This window comes from Peptoniphilus sp. oral taxon 836 str. F0141 (assembly GCF_000179335.1).
Classification (GTDB): domain Bacteria; phylum Bacillota; class Clostridia; order Tissierellales; family Peptoniphilaceae; genus Peptoniphilus_A; species Peptoniphilus_A lacrimalis.
In genome coordinates, this window is sequence record NZ_AEAA01000050.1 from 1 (window position 1) to 24,517 (window position 24,517).

A 24,517-nucleotide genomic window follows, 5' to 3' on the forward strand; every position below is an offset into this window, starting at 1 on the left:
AGTTTTTTATTTTATTTATTTAATTGCAATTTTTGATAAATTCTAAGATTATTCTATGAATTTTTAATATATTTATATAAAGCTTAAATAGGTGAGATGTAAAATTTCATTATTTTTTCTTTTCGGATGAAAATTCAGCAAATTTTATAAAAAAATTTTTAATTACTAAAAATATTTTGTATTGACAAAGGAAAAATATATTTGTATAATTTTAAACGCAAATGATTCGCATTAACTTTAAAATATTTTTAGGAGGATTTATGAATAAAAATTTAAGAAAATTTATATTTTTGTTTTTTCTTATTTCTTTAACATTTACAGCTTGTGCAAAAAAACAAGCACTAAGCAATAATAAAGATGATAAAAAAGTAATTTATGCAAGTTTTTTTCCTGTTTATGATCTAACTTCAAGGATTGTTGGAGATAAGATGGAAGTTCGACAAATTATTGAAGGCAACCAAGAACCTCATGATTTTGAATTACAAGCTAAGGATATGGCTAAAATTTCTAATGCAGATTTAATTATTTATAACGGAGCAAATATGGAAGCTTTTATTGATGATTTAAAAGAAGTCGCTGGAGATGAAAATAAATTTTTAGACCTTTCAAAAGGACTTACCTTATTGACAAAGGGAGATAATTCAGAAACTGATAAGGCAAGGGTTAATCCCCATACTTGGTTGAGTATAAAAAATGATATTGTGGAGCTTACAAGTATTTATAAAAAAGTTTCATCAATGGATCCTAAAAATGAAAAATTTTATAGGGAAAATTTGAATAAATCTGTAGAAGAGTTCAAAAATCTTGATAATAAATTCCAACAAGAGCTATCAAAAATTACCGACAGAGAAAAATATTTTGTTGTTTCTCACGCTGCTTTTAATTATTTGGCAAGGGATTATGGTTTGAAACAAATAGCTGTTACAGGAATTTCTCCTGATGAAGAACCATCTGCTAAAGAATTAAAGGTTATAGCTGATTTTGTTAAGGCTAACAACATAAAAACAATATTTTTTGAAGGTAAAGCTACTCCAAAAGTTGCAAAAACTCTTGCGGAAAACACAAATACTAAGACTGATACCTTATATACAATGGAAAATTTAACACCTGAAGAGATGCAAAAAGGTTATCTGGAGCTTATGGAAGAAAATTTAGAGGCTCTAATGAGGTCCTTTAATGAATAAGGTAGTTGAAATAGTAAATTTATCTTTTTCTTATGATAATAAAAAGATTTTAAATAATATTAATCTTTATTTGTCTGAAGGTGATTTTGTAGCCTTAATAGGAAGAAATGGAGCAGGGAAAACCACCTTATTAAAACTCATTCTTGGAGAATTAAAGACAAAAGAAGGAAACCTTAGATTATTTGGAGAAACTTCTAAGAATTATAAAAAAATTTCTTATATAGGTCAAAATATAAGTTCCACCTATAAAAATTTTCCGACAAGCGTTGAAGAAGTTGTAAAAATCCATTTAAGGTTTTTAAAAAAGAAAGTTGATATAAAGAAATATTTAAATATGGTGGGACTTTATGAGCATAGAAAAAAAACTCTAGGCTCTTTATCTGGAGGTCAGCTTCAAAGACTTAGCCTTTTAATTGCTCTTATAAAAGATTCAAAATTAATTTTATTAGATGAGCCAACAGCTAGTATTGATAAGAAATTTTCTGACGAATTTTTAAAAATTTTAAAAGATTTGGCAAGACAAGGAAAAACAATTTTGATGGTAACTCATGATTTTTTCAATATTAATACTTATGTAAATAAAGTTTATGAGCTAAGAGATAAAGAGGTTTTTCCTTATAAAGGAGAACTTATATATGGTTGAAATGTTAAGTTATGAATTTATGAGAAGGGCTTTTATAGTAGGTTCAGTTCTTGCAATTATTCTTCCATGTATAGGCTTTACAATTTTATTAAAGAGATTATCTATGATGGGAGATACTCTTTCCCATGCCTCATTAGCTGGTGTAAGTATGGGATTATTTATTGGCATAAATCCTCTTTTGGGTTCAATAATTATATGTATAATGGCAGGTTTTTTTATAGAATTAATTTCAAAAAAATTAAAAGCCTATGAGGAAATATCGACAGTTATAGTTCTTGCAAGCTCAATAGGACTTGCAGGTATTTTTTCAAGCTTTAATGGAAATGCTGCTTCAATTTCATCATATCTTTTTGGTTCAATTGTAACGATAAGTAATGGAGAATTTTATCTGATACTTGGTGTTTCATCTCTTGTAATCATCATCTACAGATTAATTTATGACAGACTTTATCTATGTGTATTTGACTTGCAAAGTGCAAAATTAATGGGAATCGACACAAAGTTAATTGATTTTATATTTACAATTTTAGCTGCAGTTGCAATTTCTCTGTCAGCCAAAACCATAGGTTCGTTGATTGTATCATCAATTCTAGTTATTCCGGTAATAACTGCTATGCAGCTTGCAAAAACTTATAAGGAAACTCTGATATTGTCTATAATCTTATCAGTAATTTTTGTTTATGCAGGCTTAATTATATCTTATATTTTTAATTTGAAGCCAGGCTCTGTAATTGTTATTATTGCAGTCTTAGCTTTAGCATTAACAATGTTATTTAATAGAAATTAAAAGGAGAATAAAATGAATAACAAAATTTTAAAATTAACAACAATTTTTACCTTAACTTTAAGTCTTTGCGCTTGTAATAAGGCGAAAAATGTAAGTTTATCTAATAATTACCAACCACAAGAAGAAAGTAAGTATCAAGTTGATGATACAACAGAAGTTCTTTTAGATGATTCCAATATTGATAAAGATGAAATTGTAAAAGTAATTCAACACGGAGACCACTGGCATGTTTTCACAAAAGATGGCAAGGAACATATTACCTATACTGACCCAAATAGCATTTCATCTGATCAATTAATGGAAATGGTTAGTGTTGTGAGCCTTGATCAATTAAAAGGTATGAATGTAAAAGAGATTAAAGTTCACGGAAATCACTGGCATGTTTTCACAGATGATGGAAGCGAATATTTGACTTATGATGATCCAAAAGATGCTTTTCCAAATATAAAAATCACAAAATATGAAGCATCTCACGAGGGTCATAAAAATTCAACACTTGCAAAATCATCTAAAACTGTAAAATTTCATGAGTCAAAAAATAAGCTCAATTCAGATGAAGTAGTAAAAATATTAAAACATGAGGACCACTACCATGTTTATACAGCATCAGGTAAAGAATTTATAACCTATGAAGATCCAAGTTCAATGTATCCAGGGATAAAAGTTGGAACTTACACAGGTAATCATGGAAAAAATCAAAAATTATCAGTGAAAAATAGAAGTTTAGCTTCTGCAAGTGCAAATAATGCGAGAATAAATAAAAATTTATCTGCCCATAATAATATTGAGTTTATTAGTACTATCAGTGGTGCAGATATGAAAAATCTTGATGTTGGAAAGATTTTAAAACATGGCGATCACTATCACATATATACAAAAGATGGAAGGGAATATATAACTTATGATAATCCTCAAAATATATTTCCTAATATAAATATAGGAACTTATGTGGGAATCCACAAGTCAAATAGAAATTCTTTGGCTAAGGGTAATTTTACTGGAGCAAATAATTTATTTTCAAACACTAATGCAAATAAAAATTTTTCAAATAATAATATTTTCTCAAACCCTATGGCTAATAATTTGGCAAATGCAAACAATGCTTTGAATGATCCAAATAGAGTTGTAAAAATATTAAAACATGAGGACCATTACCATGTTTATACAGCATCAGGTCAAGAATTTATTACCTATGAAGATCCAAGAGCAATGTATCCAAATGCAAGTTTTGGAATGTATCAAGGAAGTCACGCACCACTTAATGGGGGAACAAATAATGGAAATAGTGGATTTATGCCTAATTTAGCAAATAATAATATGATTAATCCAAATTATCCAAATTATCCGACTTATCCAAACTATCCAAGTATGCCTAACTATCCAAGTATGCCTAACTATCCAAGTATGCCTAACTATCCAAGTATGCCTAACTATCCAACTTATCCTAGCGAAAATCCACAAAATCCAAATAATTTCTTTATAAAAACCATTGGTTTGAGAGAATTGAGCTATTTAAAAATAAATAAAATAAAAAAACATGGAGACCACTATCATATTTATGATATTAGAGGAAATGAGTATATAAGTTATGTAAATTTAGGACCTGTAGGTTCAACTTATAGAGATGTAGTTATTGAAAAATATGTCGGAAGTCATGGTCACAATGATAAGCCCCACAACAATGAAAGTGATGCTTGGCCAAAGGGAGTAACAAAAATAGTTGACCACGGTGATCACTGGCACCTTTACGTTGGAGAAAAGGAAGTTGGTATTGTAAGAGTAAATCCAAAAAATATATATCCAAATGCTGAATATATTAAAGAATATATTGACCACACTGATGTGGAAATTAATGATAATGATATGTTTTCTTATGGTGAAGTACCAGCCCAACTTAAAAAATCAGTTCTTGCTTATCTAGATGAAAATTTACAAAAAATGACTAATTTTGGAAATATTAATTCAGATTTGCCAGTTTATGGTTCAAATGGTCAAAGAAATAATGTATTTTATTGGTTACACGGAAGCCATTACCATGCAATATCTATAAAACAAATCATTCAAAATGCAAAGGCTGGAGTCTATGGAGGAAACTCAGCTAGAGATGTCGTGGCAACTTTGAAATATTTAATCAGTCACAAAAATATTGATATTGAAGAAGAAAAGCCTGAACTATCAGTAACCATGGAAGAGGCTATAAGTTTCCTTAGAAATCATTATGGACCAGATGCAAGCATAAGTAATGATTTTGGTCAAAGTATCCTTGTAAGTAAAAATGATGAAGATAAAAGATTTAATTTAGCAGATTTTGATAAGGTGAATGGTGCAGTTATCTACAAGCTTGGAAAACTTGAAGACTTTAAAAAAACTATTAAAGTTGATGGGGAAATTGAGAAAAAAGAAAATATAGAAAAATTCCCTGAAGATAAAAAAGAAGTCACATCAGAAAATAAAAATGCAAATCAAGACAATAATACAGAAATTAAAGCTGGTAGAAATTAAAGGCGATAATAAAGCTAAGAGAAAATATTCGGAAGAATAAATATATAAAATCCTATGGGAATAACCTGTAGGATTTTTAAATTTGGAATTATTTCATATTTTTAAGAATAAGTTTATTTGAATTTTAAAAGGGACCTGTCCCTATTTGGGACTGTCCCCTATAATAAAATATGAAAAATTAAAATTAAAAAAGTTAATTAGTTTAATAGCAAGGAATTATTCCTTATAATAAACACTATTTCATATTTTTAAGAATAAGTTTTCTTGCTTTAATTCTTCCTAAATGATACAAAATTTTTCCACCATGCTTAGGACTGGTAATTAAATTTAGTTTGAATTTTTTTACAAATCTATTTTTTTTATTTTTCTTAATATTTCTTTTAATTAAATATTTTCCCACTATTAATGCTGGTTTAATCATTTTCATTATTTTTGTCTTCACTCCCTTTAACATTTTCCTTGTACCAGCTTCTTGTGTGAATATCACAATATTTCTTTGGAATTTCTACATAATCATCAGGATAAATATTATAATGTTCTTTTGGGTCATAACCACCAGGTCTTTCAAATAAAACATTATATTCAACACTTTCAGCTGGACAGTATTGTGTAGATAAAAGTCCTGAATCTACACATATTAATACTTTCTTATATAAATCATCATAATCAGTCGGTTCAGTGCCTTTAATAAAGATTTCCTTATAATTTGCACCGGCATCGTTTGTTAATTCTGTACCCAATTTTCCGCTTTTATTACATATATTTTTTTCTACAATGAAAGATGGTCTGTATTCATCTTTAGAATCATCATTAATATTAGAGGATAATTCATTAAATATCTTAGTAATAATATCCTCATCAGCATTCAAAGATATTTTTGGAGAATCGGCTCCAAGCCAAGTTCCAATTGTATATTTCTTAGAAAATCCCACAAGCCAAAAATCAGATGAAAATTCATTAGTTCCTTTATATGCGTAAGTTGTTGCACTATCAATTTTACTGCCTTTTGCATTACCTATTTCGACATTTGTTTTTAAAGCGTCTTTTAGAAGGTAAGCAGTTTCTTTATTGATTATATTTTTATGATTTGCCCTGTTATCAATAATAACTTTGCCAGTATTATCTTCAATTTTTACAATAGCAGTTAGGTCTTTAAAATCTCCCTCATTGGCAAGGGTTTGATACATAGATGTTATTTGAGCTAAACTTATACCTTTTTTCATATTGCCAAGACCAAGAGCATTTAAGTTCATATCATTTTTATCTGAATTTTCATTATCATCAATATAGGAATAATCAGAAGGGTTATTTTCAATAATATTAAACCTTTGAAGAACTTCCTTTGCTTTTTCAAGACCCAAGTCTTTTAAAATTTTAGCACAGACAACATTTGATGAATTTTCTATAGCCATCCTTAAAGTCATAAGACCTTTAAATGACTTATAATTATTTTCAGGCCACATATAGCCATCGGTAGTTATAGGTACATCATCAATCACAGTTCCTAAGGTGTAAGAATTTTCAAGAGCGGGAAGATATACGGTAAAAGGCTTAATTAAAGTTCCAGGGCTTCTGTGAGAATCAACAGCCCTATTTAAAATTTTTGCCTTATTTGTTTCAACATCAAGCCCACCAACAATAGCCTTTACAAATCCATTTTTATTATCAGCAATAATAGATGCTGATTGAGGCTCAATTATAGGATTTTTATTTAAATTAATATAGGTTGGATTTATAATTAAATTTTTATTTTGGTCGATCCTATAAAAATCACTGTGTTCTTTAACAAAGCTACCATCAATTATTAAATAATTTTTCTTCATTGCCATATAAGAACTATCAATATTTAAGTTACCTATATCAAAAATATTTAAAATTCCTCTTTGGTCAATTACATATAGGTCAATAAAATCAATTTTTTTACCTAATTGACGGAAAAATCTTCTATTTATTTTTATATCATTTTTTGAAGAAATATTGTAATCTGAAGGATTTACAATGAATGAAAAATCTTCTGCGAAATGGTCAAACCTCTTGTAATACAAAATTTCGTTATTGTATATAATTGAACCAAACTCATCTAAGGAAAAGTTGAGCATTTTGCTGCCACCCTTAGAACTTTTATTTTCTATAAAATTCTGTGCAAAATTTTCATATAAATTTTCAACTTTGTTTTGGAGGTTTTCATCAATTGATGAGTAAACTTTATAACCACCTGTAAATAGTTTGTGTTCCCCCTCATCAAGGGAAATCTTATAATATTTTGCTAAATATTTTGCAGCATCCTGTTTGATAAAATCTGTAGAATAAGAAGACATAGTGTGATGCTTTAAATTTGCCGGTTTTAAATCTCCGACAATATCAAAATTTAGAGCCTCCTTATATTGATTTTTGTCAATATAATTTAGTTCATACATTCTTTTTAAAACAATTTTTTGCCTGTCAAGGGATTTTTGATTTAAAATTAAGTACATTTCTTCGCCATTTACCACTCTATTTCCAACTAATATATCTTCTGGACTAATATATTGAGATGGTACGGTCTTAAAAGGCGGATATTCAGCAGGAGATTTTGCAATACTTGCAAGTATTGCACATTCTGAAGTATTCAATTCCCAAACATTTTTTGAAAAGTAAGTTTGACTTGCTGCCTGAACCCCATAGGCACCTTGACCTAAATTGATTCTATTAAGATAGGCTTCTAAGATTTGCCCCTTAGATAAATTTTCTTCAACTCTTAAAGCTAAATAAGCCTCTTGAATTTTTCTGTTAAAATTTTTATCGTTTGTTAAGTAAATTGAACGGACCATCTGTTGAGTAATTGTTGAACCACCTCTAGTAAAAGCTCCAGTTTTTATATTAGTTAATATAGAAGCACCAATTCCAATAGGGTCAAGACCATTGTGTTCAAAAAATCTATGGTCTTCTATTGCAACAAAAGCCATTTGAAGATTTTTAGGAATTTTCTTTAAAGGCACAACAGTCCTATATTCAAGGGAATCAATCTTTTCTAATAACTTTCCGTTTTCACTATATATGGATGAGGTTTGATTAAAACTATTTGATAGATTCTCAAGAATTGTATCAGGAGTTTTTACAATAATTGCCAAAACAGAGGAAATTAAAATACTCACAAATAAAATGATAAGCATTAAAATAGCCAATAATGAAATATATAATTTTTGCTTTTTACTTAAATCTTTAAGTTTCATATACTCACCTAATTCATTATAACATTAGCAGAAAATTAATACTATAAAAACATATTTTTGCAAAAGCTTAAATGTAGTATAATGAATCTATGGAAGATGTATCAAGTAAAAAAATTGAAAGAGTAATAACTGTTGGCACTGATATAGGGGCTTATCCAAATTCATTAGAAACTTCAATGAAAGAACTAGATGAGCTTTGCTATGCAGATGGGGCTGAAGTTATTGGACAGATGACACAAAATCTTGAAAAATTTAATCCTAAATATCTGATTGGTAAAGGAAAGGTTAAGGAAATAAAAGAAATGGCTGAAAATTTAGAGGCGGATGCCATTGTCTTTAACGATGAATTAACAGGTATTCAGTTAAGAAATTTAGAAGATACAATTAAAAAGAAAGTTGTTGACAGAACTAATTTAATTTTAGATATTTTTGCCTTGAGGGCTTCCACATATGAAGGAAAACTTCAGGTAGAGCTGGCACAGTTGGAGTACCAACTGCCTCGACTTCTTGGCATTAAAGGTTGGTCAAGGACAGGAGGTGGTATTGGTACCAGAGGACCTGGTGAACAAATAATTGAAACCGATAGAAGAAGGCTTTTAAGAGAAATTGATAAAATTAAAGAAAAATTAAATAAAGCTAAAAAAACTAGAGATACCACAAGGTCAAAGAGGATGAATTCTAAGATTCCAACTGTATCTCTTGTTGGATATACAAATGCTGGAAAATCTACGATTCTAAATAGGATAAAAGAAGATGATTCTAAGGAAGTTTTTGTTAAAGATATGCTTTTTGCAACTCTAGACCCAAATTCTAGAAAAGCAAGGTTGCTTTCAGGTAGGGAATTTATAATATCAGATACTGTAGGCTTTGTTTCAAAACTTCCAACAAAATTAATTGAAGCTTTTAAATCAACTTTGGAAGAAATAAAATATTCTGATTTAATAGTTCATGTAATTGATGCTTCTAGTAAAGATTTAGAAATTGCCTATGACACAACAATGAATATCTTACAGGAAATAGGAATTAAGGATAAAAAAATCCTCACAGTTTTTAATAAGTCTGATAAGATTGATCTTAATAGCACTACCATACCATTAAAAATTAAGTCACAAAAGATTTATATTTCTGCCAAAAATGATCCTGATATGAATAAGTTATTACAAGCCATAGAAGAAAATTTGCCAGAACAATATATTTATACAAAATTAAACTTTCCCTATGATGACACAGATATTCTTTATAAATTAATTGAAAGATTTGATCTTAAACCTATATATAAAGAGAATTTCATAGAAATTGAGCTTAGTTTAAGTAAAAAAGAGTACAATAAATTAAAGAGGTATGTAGCAAATGTATAATTCAGTTTTATCAGGCGGAGAAGGAGATTTTGTAGAAAAAAAATCTCGCTTTATTGGAGGCGGCTATTTTGTAAAATCAGAAGAAGAGGCACTTAATAAAATCTCCCAAATAAAAGAAATTTATAAGGATGCGACTCACAATACCTACGCATATATTATTGGAAAAGACGCAAAAATTCAAAGATATTCAGATGATGGGGAACCTCAAGGAACAGCAGGTATTCCCATGCTTGAAGTTTTAAAAAAAGAAGAAATGAGAAATGTTTTAGTAACTGGGACTAGGTATTTTGGAGGAATCCTCTTAGGCTCAGGTGGTCTTTTAAGGGCATATACAAAGTGTGCAAGACTTGGATTATTAGCTGCAAAAAAAGTTGTTAGAGAAAATTTTAACAGAACAAAGTTTTCTTATGATTATACCTATCACGGAAAAATTTTAAACTACCTTACGATAAATGGGTATAAAATTTTGCAAGAGGAATTTACAGATATAGCATCTTTAACTTTATATGTAAAGGAAAATGCTCCAATCATCAAGGATTTAAAAGATATGACAGGGGCAAAAATCAAAATTGAAGTTAAAGCTTGTGAAGAATTACCAACAATAGATGGAAAAATTATGAGGTGAAATTATGGACGCATTGGAAATGTTAAAGGAAAAAAATTGGGCAGTTATTGGTGCAAGCATTGATAAATCAAAATTTTCTTATAAAATTCCTAAAATTTTAAAAGAAAAGGGTTATAAGGTTTATCTTATAAATCCAAAATATGATGAAATTGAAGGTCAAAAAGTTTATAATAATCTAAAGGAAGTTCCAGGAAAAATTGATGCTATTGATATGATAGTAAATCCCAAATTTGCAAAAGGATATTTAGAAGAAGCTAAGCAATTGGGGATAAAAAATATATTTTTCCAACCAGGTTCTTTTGACAAAAGTCTTGAAAAAATTTTAGAAGACAGTAATTTTAATGTAGTAAATGATTGTGTATATAGGAGATTAAATGAGTAATATGAATTATGAAAAACTTAGAGATGATTTAGTTAGTTGGCTAAGAGAAAGAGCACAAGAAGCTCACGCAAAGGGTTTTATTTTTGGACTTTCAGGTGGGATTGATTCTGCTGTGGTGGCAGGTCTTGCTAAAAGGGTATTTCCAGAAAATTCACTTGGTTTAATAATGCCTTGTGATTCCATAGATGATGACAAAAATGATGCCTTAAAAATCGCCAAGTCCTTGGACCTTGAAGTTAAAGTTGTAGATTTAACTAATACCTACAATGAGCTTTTAAAAGCATCTTTTACTTCTGAAAATAAACTTGCAAGGTCTAATATTAAGCCAAGATTAAGGATGACAACCTTATATTATTATGGACAAGATTTAGGATATCTTGTAGTTGGACCGTCAAATGGCAGCGAATGGTATGTAGGTTATTCAACTAAATATGGAGATAGTGGAGCTGATATTTATCCTATAGCAAATATTTTAAAAACTGATATATTTAAGCTCGCTAAAGCCTTAGATTTGCCAGATTTTATTATTGAAAAGAAACCATCAGCAGGACTTTGGAAGGGTCAAAGCGATGAATCTGAAATGGGATTTACTTATGAAGTTCTTGATTCATATATTAGAGGAGAAAAGATACCAGAAGAAGAAATTAAGAAAAAAATTGATGGAATGCACAACAGGTCAAATCACAAGAGAGTTCCTGTGCCCATGTTTAAAATAAAATAAAAATCTAAATTATTTTAAAAAAAGTATTGACAAAAATTTTATATCAAGTTAAGATATAAAAAATTAAAAAAAGCAATAAATAATATTAGATGCAATGATAGAGAGAAAGATATCCTAGTTATTTTTTAGAGAGTGAGGTTAGGTGAAAGCTCACAGATAAATAGATATGTAATATTCACTCTAAAGCATGGCGGTTGAAATTTAAGTAGACTGCTACGGAAGCCCCCGTTATTAAGGACAGAAATTGATAGATTTCTTGAGATAATTATTTTAATTATAAAATTAGGTGGTACCGCGATCCTTCGCCCTATGTGGGTGAAGGATTTTTTTATTGCAAGAGGAGGAAAAAAATAATGAAAAAAATAATCTTATCTACAACTTTAGCACTTAGCTTAGCAATGCTTGTGGGCTGTTCCACAAAGGATAAAGCAGAAAAAAAGATAGACGATTGTAAGTATAAAGTAGGCATAGTTCAATATATGGACCAAATTTCTTTAGATAATGCTAAAAAAGGTTTCATTGATGGTCTAAAAGAAGAAGGAATAGATGCAGAAATCGAAGTTCAAAATGAAAATGGAGATTCAACTTTGACAACAACTGTTCCAAAAAAATTTCAATCAGATGATGTGGATTTAGTTTATGCAATTGCAACGCCAGCAGCCCAAGGAGCAAAAACTGCTTTGCCAAACAAAAATATTATTTTCTCAGCGGTTACTGACCCTGTTGCTGCAGGATTAGTTGAATCTAAAGATAAAATTACAAACATAACAGGGGTAACAGATGCAGTCCCAATAAGAAATCACTTAAAAACTTTACTTGAGTTAAATCCAAATATAAAAACTTTGGGACTTATTTATTCAACTTTTGAAAAAAATTCCCTAGTTCAACTTGAAGAAGTTAAAGAAATTTGTAAAGATATGGGGCTTGACCTTGAATATGTAGGAATAAATAATATAAATGAGATTCCTCAAGCCATAGCATCAATTTCAGGAAAGATTGACGCCCTTTATGCACTAACAGATAATACAGTAGCATCTGCAGCTCCAATAATTTCAAAAACTTTAAATGAAGAAAAAATTATTTCTTTTTCAGCAGAAGAAGGACAAGTAACAAATGGCTTATTAATGTCTGAAGGAGTGGATTATTACCTACACGGAAAGCAAGCTGCAAAGATGGCAGCAAGAGTTTTGAAAGGAGAGGATATTAAAAATATTTCAGTGGAAGATAATAAAGAAAATGTTAAAAAAGTAAATAAGAAAACGGCACAAGCCCTAGGAATAGATTTAAATAGTCAAATATTTAAAGGGGCAGAAATTGTTGGAATTAAAAAATAAAAAAATTTAAAAAATTTACTTGACAAAAGTTTGCCTATATATTATATTAAAGTAAATTTCAAAAAAGCAATTATAGAGAAAAAAGAGATTGTACGGAAAAATCAGAGAATTGCCGGTTGGTGAAAGGCATTTTTTTCAAATCTTAATACACTCTGTAGCTTATTTGTTGAATTTAGTAGGCAAATACGGAAGCCACCGTTAACTGAGGCTAGAGGTTGTTGGACCTTAAATGAGAGGTAATTATTATTACAAATCGGGTGGTACCGCGAAGTCAAGTCTTTCGTCCCTTTATAGGACGAAGGACTTTTTTTATACTATTTGGAGGTAAATATGAAAAAGTTAGGTAAATTTTTAGGATTGTTATCATTGTTATTTTTATTGGCTGCTTGCAATAAAGAAGCTAAAAGCCAAGGACTTTCTTCAGATAATAGCGACAAGAAAGTCAAGATAGGAATAGTTCAGATGTCAGAACATGTTGCTTTAGACAGATCAGAAAAAGGCTTTGAAGAAGAAATAAAAAAAGAATTTCCTGATGCAGAAATTATTTTAAAAAATGCATCTGGAGATGTAACTTTAATTCCAAGTATTGTTTCAGCTTTTCAAGGACAAAAATGTGATTTGATATATGCTATTGCAACTCCAGCAGCACAGGGAGCAAAAAATATAGTAAAAGATATTCCTATAGTATTTTCTGCAGTTACTGACCCTGTATCAGCAGGTCTTGTAAAAGATTTAGAAAAGCCGGAGGGAAATATTACCGGAGTAAGCGACTATATATCAATAAAGATGCAGTTGGAAAATTTCTTAGAATTATTTCCACAAACAAAAAATATTGGAGTATTATTCTCTACAAATGAAGTTAATTCAAAATATCAAATAGAAGAGTTAAAAAAAGCTTGTCAAAACTTATCCATAGGAGTAAAGGAAGTTGGAGTTAATAACATTAATGATGTTTCACAAGCCATGACAAGTTTTAAGAAAGACATAGACGCATTCTATGCTTTAAGTGATAATCTTGTAGCATCATCAGCTAAAGTAATTTCAGAAAGATTGATTGAAAATAAAATACCTTCCTTTGCAGCAGAAGAAGGGCCAGTAGAAAATGGAATTCTTCTATCAAATGGAGTTGATTATTTAGACTTAGGTAAAAAAGCAGGAGAAATGGCTGTAAAAATTTTAAAAGGAAGTCCGATTAAGGATATTCCAGTATATTTTTCTACAGAGTCAAATAAAGTTTGTAATGAAGATAGTTGCAAGAAACTTAACCTTGAAAATTTAGACCAAGTTTTAAAAGATGCGAGATTAATAAAATAAAAAATTAAAAGGAGAAAAGATGAGTTCAGTTTTAATGGAGTCCTTGGTTACAGGATTGATTTTTTCAATCCTTGCCATAGGCGTAGTGATTACATTCAAAATTTTAAATTTAGCAGACCTTTCAGTAGAAGGAACATTTCCTCTGGGAGCATTTGTTTTTGCCAAGGTTTTAACTTTGGGATATTCACCATTTTTAGCTATGGCTCTTGCCTTTGTAATGGGTGGGGTATTTGGTTATTTGACTTATTTTTTATATAAAAGATTAAAAATTGATGCAATTCTTGCAGGAATTTTGACCATGACCATACTTTATACGGTAAATTTGAGAATAACAGGGACATCAAATGTAACATTTTATGAACTAGATGTGATTTTTTCGATTTTTTCATCTATACCCAAAATTGTTATTTTGCTGATAATAGTAGGACTTATAAAAATAATAATGGATTGGTTTTTGAAAACGGAAAAGGGATACCTTCTTTTGGCAACAGGAGATAATGAAAGACTGGTAAAATCTTTGGGAGAAAATCCTAACAAATTTTATGCTTATGGTCTTATATTATCCAATGCTTTAGTAGCCCTAGCCGGTTCACTTATGGCACAATCTACCGGTTATTGTGATATTACAATGGGTCAAACAATTATAGTTTCAGCCCTTGCATCAATAGTTATAGGTGATGCTTTCTTAAAAAATGCAAAATTTTTAAATAGAACAACAAGAGCCATCATTGGAGCAGTTGTTTATAGGGTAATTTTTGGAATTGCAATATCAGCAGGCTTACAGCCATCAGATTTAAAAGCAGTAACAGCTATTATAGTAATAATTTTTATAGTTTATAACAATATGGCAGGTTTAGGAATAAGTAAATTAAGGAAGAGAAAGGAATGATTAAGATGCTAAAAATAGATAATATTACAAAGACTTTTTACAAGGGGACAGAAGAAGAAAATAGAGTTTTTGAAAATTTCTCCCTAAAATTGGAAGAAAATTCCTGTACGACAATTTTAGGTGCTAATGGTTGTGGAAAATCTACCTTATTTAATATTATTTCTGGAGAAATTCACCCAGAATCTGGACAAATTTTATTGGGAGATTTAAAAATTTCAGATTTAGATGAACAAAAACGTGCAGCATACATTGGTAAAGTCAATCAAAACCCTTCTATGGGAGTTTGTCCCTCATTAAATATTTTGGAAAATATGTCAATGGCATTGAATAAGGGCAAAAAATTCACACTAAGAAAACTTGTGCAAAAATCAAATATAGGTGTAATAGTTGAAAAGCTAAAAGAAATTGATCTTGGACTTGAAAATAAATTAAATACTCAAGTTAAATTCCTTTCAGGAGGTCAAAGACAATCCTTATCCCTTATTATGGCAACTATAAAAAGACCGGAGCTTTTGCTTTTAGATGAGCATACAGCAGCCCTAGACCCAAAAACTTCAAAAATAGTTATGGATAAAACAGAAAATTTAATAAAAAAGGAAAAAATTACCACTCTTATGATTACTCATAACCTAAGAAATGCTCTTGATTATTCAGATAGGATTATTATGCTTGACAAGGGTAAAATTGTTCTTGATGTTAAACCTAAAGATATATCAGAAAATGAATTAAGAAATGAATATAACATCAGGCTTAGAGATCAGGAAAAAATGAAGCTTGTTTCATAAATATCAACTAAAATTATGAACTTTTAAAATATTGTCTAAGTATATTGACAAAAAAAATAATATGAGTTAAAATATACTATTTTCTTGACACAAGTTGACTTATCTGTTAAACTGTATTAGTAGTAATAGGTCGTAACAGAAAGGAATTGCTTATGAATCAAATGGAAATTATTAAAAACGAACTCAAGTCACATGTTGGTAAAAAGATAATTGTTAAAGCCAATAAGGGTCGTAAGAAAATTGTAACTAGGAAGGGGATTTTAAAGGCAATTTATCCAAGCTTATTTGTAGTTGATGTGTTCAACGGAGATGAAGTTGTTACCTCAACATTTACCTACTCTGATGTTCTTACATCAACAGTTAAATTAACAATTTTAGATGACGATGCAAATTATTCAGATACAAAGATGATTTCATAAAAGACATTTTATATGTCTTTTTTTTTATACATATTTTTATTATAATGGTTCTGAGGTGGCTTATGATAGTAAAAAAAGCATATGGGAAAATTAATTTATCTTTAGATGTGATAAATAAAAGATCTGATAATTATCATAATATAGGAAGTATAATGGCAAAAATAAATCTTTACGATGTTTTATCTTTTGAAAAGAAAGATAAAGGAATTGAAATTATTGGAGATTTTGATTTTAATATGGAAGATAATTTGATTTATAAAGCTTATAAATTGCTTATGGATAAAGCGGGAAAAGATTTAGGGATAAGAGTAGAAGTTGAAAAAAACATCCCTCAGGCAGCCGGTCTTGCTGGTGGCACAGCAGATGGTTGTGCGACCTTATTAGCTCTTAATGAACTTTATTCTTTAAACTACAGTCTTTTAGACTTGATGAAAATTTCTACAAGTTTAGGTGCTGATTTTCCCTATATGTTAAATAATAAAAATATGTATGCCCAAGGTATTGGTGATGTTTTAGAACCTTGTGGGGACTTTTTTTACACAAATATTTTAATATTAAATCCTTCATATGGTATCAGCACTCCTTATGTTTATAATAATTTGAAACTTGATAATAAAAGGATTGATTTTCATAAGTTAATAGATGCCTTAAATAATTATGATTATGATTATTTGAAGGCAAATTTAGAAAATAAAATGGAAAGCTTTGTATTTAGTGAATATAAAGACCTAATGGAAATAAAAAATAAACTTAGAGAGTTTAAAGGAATTTCTCTTATGAGCGGGTCAGGACCTACAATATTTTCTATATTTCAAAATAAAGACGACTTAAATAGAGCCTATGATTTTTATAAAGGTACATATAAAAATCTATATAAAACTTGTGGTGGTGATTTTTTTGGCAATTTATGATTCTAATGTCGGTATCATTAATATTTTTAAAGAATATGATCATAATTTAAACTATTATGTAGATAATCGTTATTCTTCCTATGGAGTTTATGGGCATGAAGAAATAAAAATAAGAGCTAAAAAAGTCTATGAGTTTTTAAAGGAAGAAAAAAGAATAACAGTATCTGATCTAGATGCGGCAGGAATTTTATATAAAAATAAAAATATTTTTTACGGAGAAGATAGTTTAAAAAGAATTTTAAAAGATAAAAATATTTTAATGTTAACCTCTAAAAACTTAAAAGAAAATAATTTTATCGCAAATATTGTTGATGCAAATTTTCAAATTTTAGATGTCACTTATTTGATTAATGCATCTTTATGTTTTGCCGGAGATTTAGTTGTTGAAGAAATTTTAAGGCAATATTTAGAAGGCATTAATTTATCATCCTATGATTTAATATTTTTTGCAGCAAGTCCCCTACATCTTTACAGAGATTTATTTAAAAAGGTTTTGAATAAATATAGGATACTCACAAATATTGACCCTATTTTAATGGATTACACCTATATTAAGGAAAATATACTTAGAGATTATTTTTATTTGACTGGCTCAAAAAGAGATTTTTATTTGCTTGCAGAAAATTATCTAAGAGCTGAAAAAAGGTTAAAAAAAGAGGAGATATTAAATATCTCCTCTTGGTCTATGTAACCATGCACCCTATTTTGATAATCTGCTCCACACGGTACCTGAACAGTTAGCTCAAATAAGGCACTCCATACGGCACACGAAAGGTCTTACTTAGTGCTGCTCCGATCAAGGCCTGACACGGTTCATAAGTTTTCGTTGCGTAGGACCCGATTCTCAACACCACTTTTTCAGGGCAGACTGCATAGCAAAAAACCGAGATAGGGAATTCGACCCTGCTGTAGCGAATTGCAGGTACAGGACATCGCTAATTTCCCGTCTAGCATGGTAATGGCGGAGAGAGGGGGATTCGAACCCCCGATACGATTGCTCGCATACACGCTTTCCAGGCGTGCTCCTTCAACCTCTCGGACATCTCTCCAGGTCAGAATTTAATTTTACATTAAATTGACTGTTATGTCAAGATTCTTTAATTTTAGCCATTAATTTACAATAATAATTAAATAATATATACTTAAATAAAAGTTGGTGATTAGATGAATACAAAAGAAGTAGTGCTTCAGGAATTAGAAAAAAATAGAGGCAGATATATCTCAGGTCAAGAATTGGCAGACAGACTTAAGATTTCAAGAACAGCCATATGGAAGGCTATTAATGCATTAAAAAGTGATGGATTTATAATTGATTCTCAAACAAAGAGAGGATATAAATTAGATGATGCATCAGATATGATTTCTGTGCCAGGTATAAAAGAATATTTGATACCTGAGCTTAAAGATATAGATATTATATTGTATGATGAGATTGATTCAACAAATACTGAAGCAAAGAGGTTATTATATTCAGGTGAGATTAAAAATTTTACCTGTCTTGTTAGCGATTATCAAACTAGTGGCAGGGGAAGAACTGGAAAATCTTTTAAATCTTATAAGGGTACGGGAATTTATTATTCCATAATACTTAAGCCTAAAGATAATTTTGATTTTTCCTATTTTGACTTAGTAACAATACGTTCAGCAGTTTCGGTATCTAGGGCGATTGAAAAGTTATTAAAAGAATCTCCTCAAATAAAATGGGTTAATGATATTTATCTTAAGGGTAAGAAAGTTTGTGGTATTTTATCAGAACTTGATGCAGACTTTGAATCTAAAACAGTATCTTCTATCATAGTAGGCATTGGAATAAATCTTAAATACCCGCCAAAACTTGATGAAGATATAAAAGATATATTTGGAGCTTTAAATACAGATATTTTGAGAAATAAAATTATAGCAAGCCTCTTAAATGAATTTTATCTAAGCTATTATGAAAAAGATACAGAAAGTATTCTTAAATATTATAAAGACCACTCTCTAGTATTAGGAAAAGAAGTTTTCTATGAACTAAATGGTCAAAAGAAACAAGGCAAGGCAATTGACATCAACAATAAAGGAAATTTAGTAGTAGATGTTAATGGTAAAGAAGAAATTCTTTCAAGTGGAGAGGTTTCCATTAAGGGAGATTTTTTAAATAAAAAATAAAGGAGAAAAAATTGGAAAAATTAGTAGAAAGATTTTTAAAATATATAAGTTTTGAAACAACATCAGATGAAAGTTCAGATAATTGCCCTTCAAACCCTAAAGAATTTGAACTCGCTAGATATCTTGAGAAAGAAATGAAAGACTTAGGTCTTAAAGATGTATATTTATCAGAGAATTGCTATTTATATGCAACACTACCGGGAACCGATAAAAATAAGAAAACCATTGGATTTATTTCACACATGGATACATCTCCAGATATGAGCGGAAAAAATGTAAATCCCAGAATCATAGAAAATTATGACGGTAAAGATATAAAATTAAATGAAGAATTTGTAACAAGTCTTAAAGATTTTTCATTTTTAAAAGATTTAAAGGGACATGATATCATAGTAACTGACGGAACAAGTCTATTAGGTGCTGATGATAAGGCTGGAATTGCAATAATTATGACTGCAATAGAAAATTTAATGAAATCGAAGGAAAAATATGGAGATATAAAAATTGCCTTTACTCCCGATGAAGAAATTGGAAGAGGGGCAGATTTATTTGATGTAGAAAGATTTGCAGCAGATTTTGCTTACACAGTAGATGGAGGAGCAGAAGGGGAGTTTGAATATGAAAATTTCAACGCAGCCTCAGCAAAAATTTCTATTCAAGGCAAAAATGTCCACCCAGGATCAGCCAAAAATGCTATGGTAAATTCTATTTTAATAGCAATGGAATTAAATTCACTACTTCCAGCAGACCAAAGACCCGAACACACAGAGGGAAGGGAAGGATTTTTCCATCTAAATGACTTTAATGGAAATGTAGAATATAGTCAAATGTATTATATAATTAGGGACCACAGTTTTGAAAAATTTGAAGAAAAAAAGAAATTTTTAGAAGAAGCTGTAAAGTTTTTAAATATTAAATATGACAATAGAATTAAATTAGAAATAAAAGACCAATATTATAATATGAAAGAAAAAATTCTTCCTCATATGGAAATTGTAGATTTAGCTTTGGAATCTATGGAAAAAGCAGGAGTAAAATCTGAAATCATAGCCACAAGAGGAGGCACAGACGGATCACAATTATCATATAAAGGTTTGCCATGCCCAAATCTTTTCACAGGAGGATATAATTATCACGGTAGATATGAATTAGTATCAATAACAACTATGAAAAAAGCCGTAAAAACAGTTGAAAATATAGGAAAAATAGGAGTAGAAAAATAATAAACTAAAAAACAAGGCTGTAGCATCAAATTTGCTACAGCTTATTTTTTTCTTATATATAATTTTCTATTGAAGTGAGTCTTGTAACTTTATATCAGCTTTATCAAATTAAAAATATTGTTGAACTGGTGTATATTATTAGATATAAAAGCATCATTTTTTAGGAAAATCTAGCAATTTTTCTCTATAATATTCATATTGTTTTTGTCTTTTTTTAATATCTCTAGGCATACATTTTATAGAAATTAAGTTGTAATAAAATATAAATAGAAGAATTAAACGTAAAAAATACCAGAGAGTATATAAAATATCTCTGGTATTAATCTAAGTTTATGGAATCACTTTAATTATATAGTAATATTAGTAATTAAATTTAATTCCATTTAAATATTTAATTTTAGAATCCGCTTGTTTTTCCAAAGAAGTAGAATCCAAGTGGTACATAGTAAAGACCTTTAACATTTGGTTTTAGCATATCTGTTGAAGTATAGAAATAAATTGGAGCTACTACGCCATCATCTTTTATTAGTATATCTTCAGCCTTGTGCATAAGTTCCATTCTTTTTGCTTGGTCTGCAGTTGCTTTTGCTTCTTTTATTAGCTTATCATATTCAGGGTTTTCATACTTAGCATCATTATTTCCGCCACCTGTTAACCACATATCTAAGAAACTCATTGGATCGTTAAAGTCTGCAACCCATCCGTGACGGGCGATTTCGTAGTTTCCTTGTTGTCTTTCGTTAATAAATACATTCCATTCTTGATTTGAAAGTGTAACTGTTACACCAAGAACTTGTTGCCACATATTTTGTAAAGCTTCTCCTATTGCCTTATGAGCATCATTGGTATTATATAAGTATGTTATTTCAGGGAATCCCTTACCATCTTTATATCCAGCTTTTTCAAGAAGTTTACGTGCTTCTTCACAATTTTTTTCATAATCTTCAGCTTTTACTGAGTAGTACTCTCCTCCGACTTTTCTGAATTCTTCTCCTTCAGTTCCTTTAGCATCATAAATACCATTTGGTACATATGCAGGTGCAGGTACTTGACCAGCTTGAGTTACTTGTTCAATTATGAAATTTCTGTCGATTGCAAGTGAGAAAGCTTTTCTTACATCAGGATTATCAAAAGGAGCTTTCTTATTGTTGAAACATACGAAGTAAGTTCCTATTTGTGGACGAACATTTAATTCACCACTAGCGATTAGATTTGGAATTTCTTCTGTTGGTGCAAATGCTCCGATAAAATCAAGTTCTCCGGATCTATAAGATGCATAGATTGCATTATGGTCATCTTTTAAGTGGAAATTAATTTTTTCTGCAGTGTAAGAATCTGCATCATAATATTCAGGATTTTTTACCATTTTAATTGTTTGGTTATGATCCCAAGATTCCATTTTGTATGGTCCATTAGATATATAAGTTTCTGGAGAAAGTGTCCATTGGTCATTATTTTCAACTACATCTTTCTTTACTGGATAAGTAGATGGGAATGCACAAATTTCTTCAAAATATGGGCAAAGATTTTTTAAATGAACAACGAAAGTTTTTTCATCGGGTGCTTCAACTTTAAGAACTTTTTCATCATAACCATCAACCATATCTAGCATGTATTCATATTGAGCTGTTGTTTCTGGTTTTACAAGTCTATTCCATGAATAAACAAAGTCATTAGCAGTTACAGGAGTACCATCATTAAATTTGATGCCATCTCTTAGGTGGAAAGTCCAAGTTAAACCATCTTCGGATTTATCCCAAGATTGTGCTTGTCCAGGAACAAGTTTTGCTGCCCCGTTTCCATCGTCATCCCATTTAATAAGACCTTCTGACAAATGTTGGATCATAGTTGCTCCATCAACTGTAGTGTTAAGAGCAGGGTCAATAGATTCAGGTTCTGATGCTATACAAACATCAAGTTCGCCATCTTCTCTTCCGGGTTCAAAATTACCTTTAGCCTCAGCACTTCCTTCAGCGCCTTTTGAATTGTTAGCTTTATTTCCACCACCGCAAGCAGTTAGGGAAAGGACTAAACCAAAAATTAAAGCTATAATCCAAATTCTCTTCTTCATAATTTTACCTCCTTAATATTCCAATATGTTTTATTTTAAGTTGTGACAACTAACATAGTGGCCATTTTCATATTCTCTAAAGACAGGTTCTTCCTTTGAACAGATTTCTGTTGCCATGGGGCATCTTTCATGGAATCTGCATCCACGTGGGGGATTAATTGCTGAGGGAATTTCTCCCTTTAATTTAATCCTGTGAGAATTTCTGTTGACTTCTGGGTCGGGTATAGGAATAGCTGAAAGTAGAGATTTTGTATAGGGGTGTAGAGGATTTTTGTATAATTCAAAAGAATCAACAAGTTCCACAAGTTTACCCAAATACATTACACCAATTCTATCAGAGATATGCTTAACAACGGATAAGTCATGGGCTATGAATAAATATGTTAGTCCAAATTCTTCCTGCATATCTTCTAGCATATTGACAATTTGAGCTTGAATAGAAACATCAAGAGCTGATATTGGCTCGTCGCATACAATAAATTCCGGTTCTACCGCTAAAGCTCTAGCAATACCGATTCTTTGTTGCTGACCGCCTGAAAATTCGTGAGGATATCTATTTGCGTGTTCCTCGTTTAGCCCAACTCTTTGTAAAAGTTCTCCAATTCTATTTTTTCTTTTATCTTTTCCTTTATAAAGTCCATGTATGTCTAAGGATTCACCAATAATTTCACCTACAGTCATACGAGGGTCCAAGGATGCTGAAGGGTCTTGAAAAATTATCTGCATTTTTCGGCGATAAGGTAACATTGATTCAGAAATATTGTTTTCACCGTCAAATATTACTTTTCCGTCATAAATAATTTTTCCGCTAGTAGGTTGGTATAACCTGAGTAATGTTCTACCAAAAGTTGTTTTTCCACAACCTGATTCTCCAACCAAACCGAGCGTTTCACCCTTATTTATATATATTGAAACATCATCTACAGCATGGACAACATTTTTTTTGCCAAAGGGGCCTGATACATCAAAGTGTTTAACTATATTTTCACAGACAAGGAGTTTTTTGTCTTCCATTATATAGCCCCCTTTCTATTTAAATGTAACCAACATTTAGAATAATGATCTTTAGACATTTCAAACATAGGTGGTTCTTTTCTTAAACAAATATTCATGCAATGTCCACATCTTGTTGCAAAACCGCATCCTTCAGGTGGATTCAACATGTCGATTGGTGTACCTTCAATTGATTTTAATCTTTCATATTCAGTGGCATCAATTCTTGGCATGGATGCCAAAAGACCTTTTGTATAGGGATGCGCATTTTCATAAAAGATTTGATCAATAGTTCCTTGTTCGACAATTTTTCCTGCATACATTACACTAACTTTGTCACATATTGAGGCAACAACACCTAAATTGTGAGTTATAAATATAATACTCATCTTTGTTTTTTCTTGAATTTCTTTCATAAGCTCTAGAATTTGAGCTTGGATTGTAACATCAAGAGCAGTTGTAGGTTCATCGGCAATTAGTAGTTTTGGTTCACATATAAGTCCCATACCTATCATAACTCTTTGTCGCATACCACCTGAAAGTTCATGAGGGTATTGTTTCATTCTTTTTTTAGGATTTGATATTCCGACTAATTCTAACATTTGACAAGCTTTTTCATAAGCCTCTTTTTTAGGAATTTTTTTGTGTACCAAGACAGCTTCCATAAGCTGATTACCAATGGTGTAAACAGGGTTTAAACAAGTCATTGGATTTTGGAAAATCATTGAGCATTTATTACCACGAAAATCTTCCATCTGTTTTTTAGAATAGTTAAGGATATTTTCTCCTTCAAATTCTATATTTCCTTCTTTTATTTTTCCAGGAGATTGCAATAGCCCCATTAAAGCATAGGCTTCAACAGACTTACCTGAACCGGATTCTCCAACTATACCCATAACTTCATTGTATCCTAGGGAATAATTTATGCCATCAACTGCTTTAACTTCTCCTGCAGGAGTAAAGAAAGAAACTTTTAAATTTTTTATACTTAATAAGTTGTTTTTTTCTTCCATAAA

At 30.2% G+C, this 24,517-nt stretch carries 22 protein-coding genes, 1 tRNA gene, 1 other RNA gene and 2 other annotated features; of the genes, 17 read left to right on the plus strand and 7 right to left on the minus strand.

Going from position 1 to position 24,517, the window contains the following annotated elements; all coding sequences use genetic code 11:
- Positions 1–260: 260 nt before the first annotated feature.
- Genes HMPREF9131_RS01980 through HMPREF9131_RS01995 form a run of 4 tightly spaced genes read left to right on the plus strand, consistent with a single transcriptional unit; the run spans position 261 to position 5,116 of the window.
- On the plus strand, positions 261–1,184 hold the full coding sequence (locus tag HMPREF9131_RS01980) for a metal ABC transporter solute-binding protein, Zn/Mn family (protein WP_004823786.1): 924 nt from the start codon (positions 261–263) through the stop codon (positions 1,182–1,184).
- Positions 1,177–1,827: a metal ABC transporter ATP-binding protein gene (locus HMPREF9131_RS01985; protein WP_009345119.1), complete on the plus strand. Its 651-nt coding sequence runs from the start codon at positions 1,177–1,179 to the stop codon at positions 1,825–1,827. Before HMPREF9131_RS01980 ends, HMPREF9131_RS01985 begins: the two co-directional genes overlap by 8 nt.
- Positions 1,820–2,614 carry a metal ABC transporter permease gene (locus tag HMPREF9131_RS01990; protein ID WP_009345124.1) on the plus strand — a complete coding sequence of 265 codons (795 nt, stop codon included), beginning with the start codon at positions 1,820–1,822 and terminating at the stop codon, positions 2,612–2,614. The genes HMPREF9131_RS01985 and HMPREF9131_RS01990 overlap by 8 nt, the downstream gene beginning before the upstream one ends.
- Positions 2,615–2,626: 12 nt before the next feature.
- The gene (locus HMPREF9131_RS01995) at positions 2,627–5,116 is read left to right on the plus strand and encodes a hypothetical protein (RefSeq protein ID WP_009345095.1); all 2,490 of its coding nucleotides are present in this window, start codon (positions 2,627–2,629) and stop codon (positions 5,114–5,116) included.
- 235 nt (positions 5,117–5,351) lie between these two features.
- Here HMPREF9131_RS01995 and HMPREF9131_RS02000 read toward each other — a convergent pair whose 3' ends face one another.
- Both HMPREF9131_RS02000 and HMPREF9131_RS02005 read right to left on the minus strand, forming a co-directional pair.
- A complete protein-coding gene (locus HMPREF9131_RS02000) occupies positions 5,352–5,543 on the minus strand; it encodes a hypothetical protein (RefSeq protein WP_019035078.1) in 192 nt (63 codons plus the stop codon).
- On the minus strand, positions 5,530–8,328 hold the full coding sequence (locus tag HMPREF9131_RS02005; protein ID WP_009345110.1) for a transglycosylase domain-containing protein: 2,799 nt from the start codon (positions 8,326–8,328) through the stop codon (positions 5,530–5,532). Before HMPREF9131_RS02005 ends, HMPREF9131_RS02000 begins: the two co-directional genes overlap by 14 nt.
- 89 nt (positions 8,329–8,417) lie before the next feature.
- Between HMPREF9131_RS02005 and hflX the strand changes: the two genes are divergently transcribed.
- The 11 genes from hflX (at position 8,418) to HMPREF9131_RS02060 (ending at position 17,757) form a co-directional block, all read left to right on the plus strand.
- Complete coding sequence (gene hflX, locus HMPREF9131_RS02010; protein WP_009345104.1) at positions 8,418–9,686, plus strand: GTPase HflX; 1,269 nt, start codon at positions 8,418–8,420, stop codon at positions 9,684–9,686.
- Positions 9,679–10,311, plus strand: coding sequence for a YigZ family protein (locus tag HMPREF9131_RS02015; RefSeq protein ID WP_009345106.1), 633 nt, complete (start codon positions 9,679–9,681; stop codon positions 10,309–10,311). The genes hflX and HMPREF9131_RS02015 overlap by 8 nt, the downstream gene beginning before the upstream one ends.
- Before the next feature lie 4 nt (positions 10,312–10,315).
- Positions 10,316–10,693, plus strand: coding sequence for a CoA-binding protein (locus HMPREF9131_RS02020; RefSeq protein ID WP_009345132.1), 378 nt, complete (start codon positions 10,316–10,318; stop codon positions 10,691–10,693).
- Positions 10,686–11,414 carry an NAD(+) synthase gene (gene nadE / locus HMPREF9131_RS02025; RefSeq protein ID WP_009345091.1) on the plus strand — a complete coding sequence of 243 codons (729 nt, stop codon included), beginning with the start codon at positions 10,686–10,688 and terminating at the stop codon, positions 11,412–11,414. The genes HMPREF9131_RS02020 and nadE overlap by 8 nt, the downstream gene beginning before the upstream one ends.
- Positions 11,415–11,499: 85 nt before the next feature.
- Positions 11,500–11,727, plus strand: a binding site (T-box leader).
- A 40-nt stretch (positions 11,728–11,767) separates the two neighbouring features.
- Complete coding sequence (locus HMPREF9131_RS02030; RefSeq protein ID WP_009345127.1) at positions 11,768–12,748, plus strand: ABC transporter substrate-binding protein; 981 nt, start codon at positions 11,768–11,770, stop codon at positions 12,746–12,748.
- A gap of 60 nt (positions 12,749–12,808) precedes the next feature.
- Positions 12,809–13,039: a binding site (T-box leader), on the plus strand.
- A 39-nt stretch (positions 13,040–13,078) separates the two neighbouring features.
- Positions 13,079–14,062, plus strand: a complete 984-nt coding sequence (locus HMPREF9131_RS02035) for an ABC transporter substrate-binding protein (protein WP_009345113.1) — start codon at positions 13,079–13,081, stop codon at positions 14,060–14,062.
- A gap of 19 nt (positions 14,063–14,081) precedes the next feature.
- Complete coding sequence (locus HMPREF9131_RS02040) at positions 14,082–14,951, plus strand: ABC transporter permease (RefSeq protein ID WP_009345097.1); 870 nt, start codon at positions 14,082–14,084, stop codon at positions 14,949–14,951.
- A complete protein-coding gene (locus HMPREF9131_RS02045; RefSeq protein ID WP_009345122.1) occupies positions 14,948–15,736 on the plus strand; it encodes an ABC transporter ATP-binding protein in 789 nt (262 codons plus the stop codon). Before HMPREF9131_RS02040 ends, HMPREF9131_RS02045 begins: the two co-directional genes overlap by 4 nt.
- A 152-nt stretch (positions 15,737–15,888) precedes the next feature.
- On the plus strand, positions 15,889–16,155 hold the full coding sequence (locus HMPREF9131_RS02050) for a Veg family protein (RefSeq protein ID WP_004825835.1): 267 nt from the start codon (positions 15,889–15,891) through the stop codon (positions 16,153–16,155).
- 62 nt (positions 16,156–16,217) lie between these two features.
- Positions 16,218–17,066, plus strand: a complete 849-nt coding sequence (gene ispE / locus HMPREF9131_RS02055; RefSeq protein WP_009345118.1) for a 4-(cytidine 5'-diphospho)-2-C-methyl-D-erythritol kinase — start codon at positions 16,218–16,220, stop codon at positions 17,064–17,066.
- Positions 17,044–17,757, plus strand: coding sequence for a hypothetical protein (locus HMPREF9131_RS02060; protein ID WP_232202572.1), 714 nt, complete (start codon positions 17,044–17,046; stop codon positions 17,755–17,757). The genes ispE and HMPREF9131_RS02060 overlap by 23 nt, the downstream gene beginning before the upstream one ends.
- Here HMPREF9131_RS02060 and ffs read toward each other — a convergent pair.
- Both ffs and HMPREF9131_RS02065 read right to left on the minus strand, forming a co-directional pair.
- An RNA gene (ffs, locus tag HMPREF9131_RS08195) (signal recognition particle sRNA large type) lies at positions 17,758–18,022 on the minus strand.
- A gap of 3 nt (positions 18,023–18,025) precedes the next feature.
- Positions 18,026–18,115 (minus strand) — tRNA-Ser (locus HMPREF9131_RS02065).
- A gap of 115 nt (positions 18,116–18,230) precedes the next feature.
- Between HMPREF9131_RS02065 and HMPREF9131_RS02070 the strand changes: the two genes are divergently transcribed.
- Positions 18,231–19,214, plus strand: a complete 984-nt coding sequence (locus tag HMPREF9131_RS02070; RefSeq protein WP_009345092.1) for a biotin--[acetyl-CoA-carboxylase] ligase — start codon at positions 18,231–18,233, stop codon at positions 19,212–19,214.
- Positions 19,215–19,225: 11 nt separating this feature from the next.
- Positions 19,226–20,437 (plus strand): peptidase T, encoded by a 1,212-nt coding sequence (gene pepT, locus HMPREF9131_RS02075; RefSeq protein ID WP_009345126.1) that lies wholly within the window; start codon positions 19,226–19,228, stop codon positions 20,435–20,437.
- A gap of 397 nt (positions 20,438–20,834) precedes the next feature.
- On the opposite strand, the gene HMPREF9131_RS02080 is transcribed toward pepT, so the two are convergent.
- From HMPREF9131_RS02080 to HMPREF9131_RS02090, 3 genes are read right to left on the minus strand one after another with little or no spacing between them, the layout of a single operon-like run.
- A complete protein-coding gene (locus tag HMPREF9131_RS02080; RefSeq protein ID WP_009345105.1) occupies positions 20,835–22,508 on the minus strand; it encodes an ABC transporter substrate-binding protein in 1,674 nt (557 codons plus the stop codon).
- 30 nt (positions 22,509–22,538) lie between these two features.
- Entirely contained in the window at positions 22,539–23,522 is a 984-nt protein-coding gene (locus HMPREF9131_RS02085) for an ABC transporter ATP-binding protein (protein ID WP_009345134.1), read from the minus strand.
- Entirely contained in the window at positions 23,522–24,514 is a 993-nt protein-coding gene (locus HMPREF9131_RS02090; protein ID WP_009345109.1) for an ABC transporter ATP-binding protein, read from the minus strand. The genes HMPREF9131_RS02085 and HMPREF9131_RS02090 overlap by 1 nt, the downstream gene beginning before the upstream one ends.
- Positions 24,515–24,517: the final 3 nt, after the last annotated feature.

What these genes read in the sequence shown, in the direction of transcription:
- HMPREF9131_RS02020 (WP_009345132.1), top strand. Translation starts at nt 10,316, where the DNA reads ATGGACGCATTGGAAATGTTAAAGGAAAAAAATTGGGCAGTTATTGGT.
- HMPREF9131_RS01985 (WP_009345119.1), top strand. Translation starts at nt 1,177, where the DNA reads ATGAATAAGGTAGTTGAAATAGTAAATTTATCTTTTTCTTATGATAAT.
- HMPREF9131_RS02080 (WP_009345105.1), bottom strand. Translation starts at nt 22,508, where the DNA reads ATGAAGAAGAGAATTTGGATTATAGCTTTAATTTTTGGTTTAGTCCTT.
- hflX (WP_009345104.1), top strand. Translation starts at nt 8,418, where the DNA reads ATGGAAGATGTATCAAGTAAAAAAATTGAAAGAGTAATAACTGTTGGC.
- HMPREF9131_RS02030 (WP_009345127.1), top strand. Translation starts at nt 11,768, where the DNA reads ATGAAAAAAATAATCTTATCTACAACTTTAGCACTTAGCTTAGCAATG.
- HMPREF9131_RS02050 (WP_004825835.1), top strand. Translation starts at nt 15,889, where the DNA reads ATGAATCAAATGGAAATTATTAAAAACGAACTCAAGTCACATGTTGGT.
- HMPREF9131_RS02040 (WP_009345097.1), top strand. Translation starts at nt 14,082, where the DNA reads ATGAGTTCAGTTTTAATGGAGTCCTTGGTTACAGGATTGATTTTTTCA.
- HMPREF9131_RS02070 (WP_009345092.1), top strand. Translation starts at nt 18,231, where the DNA reads ATGAATACAAAAGAAGTAGTGCTTCAGGAATTAGAAAAAAATAGAGGC.
- ispE (WP_009345118.1), top strand. Translation starts at nt 16,218, where the DNA reads ATGATAGTAAAAAAAGCATATGGGAAAATTAATTTATCTTTAGATGTG.
- HMPREF9131_RS01980 (WP_004823786.1), top strand. Translation starts at nt 261, where the DNA reads ATGAATAAAAATTTAAGAAAATTTATATTTTTGTTTTTTCTTATTTCT.
- HMPREF9131_RS01995 (WP_009345095.1), top strand. Translation starts at nt 2,627, where the DNA reads ATGAATAACAAAATTTTAAAATTAACAACAATTTTTACCTTAACTTTA.
- HMPREF9131_RS02045 (WP_009345122.1), top strand. Translation starts at nt 14,948, where the DNA reads ATGATTAAGATGCTAAAAATAGATAATATTACAAAGACTTTTTACAAG.
- HMPREF9131_RS02000 (WP_019035078.1), bottom strand. Translation starts at nt 5,543, where the DNA reads ATGAAAATGATTAAACCAGCATTAATAGTGGGAAAATATTTAATTAAA.
- HMPREF9131_RS01990 (WP_009345124.1), top strand. Translation starts at nt 1,820, where the DNA reads ATGGTTGAAATGTTAAGTTATGAATTTATGAGAAGGGCTTTTATAGTA.
- HMPREF9131_RS02015 (WP_009345106.1), top strand. Translation starts at nt 9,679, where the DNA reads ATGTATAATTCAGTTTTATCAGGCGGAGAAGGAGATTTTGTAGAAAAA.
- nadE (WP_009345091.1), top strand. Translation starts at nt 10,686, where the DNA reads ATGAGTAATATGAATTATGAAAAACTTAGAGATGATTTAGTTAGTTGG.
- HMPREF9131_RS02085 (WP_009345134.1), bottom strand. Translation starts at nt 23,522, where the DNA reads ATGGAAGACAAAAAACTCCTTGTCTGTGAAAATATAGTTAAACACTTT.
- HMPREF9131_RS02005 (WP_009345110.1), bottom strand. Translation starts at nt 8,328, where the DNA reads ATGAAACTTAAAGATTTAAGTAAAAAGCAAAAATTATATATTTCATTA.
- HMPREF9131_RS02090 (WP_009345109.1), bottom strand. Translation starts at nt 24,514, where the DNA reads ATGGAAGAAAAAAACAACTTATTAAGTATAAAAAATTTAAAAGTTTCT.
- HMPREF9131_RS02035 (WP_009345113.1), top strand. Translation starts at nt 13,079, where the DNA reads ATGAAAAAGTTAGGTAAATTTTTAGGATTGTTATCATTGTTATTTTTA.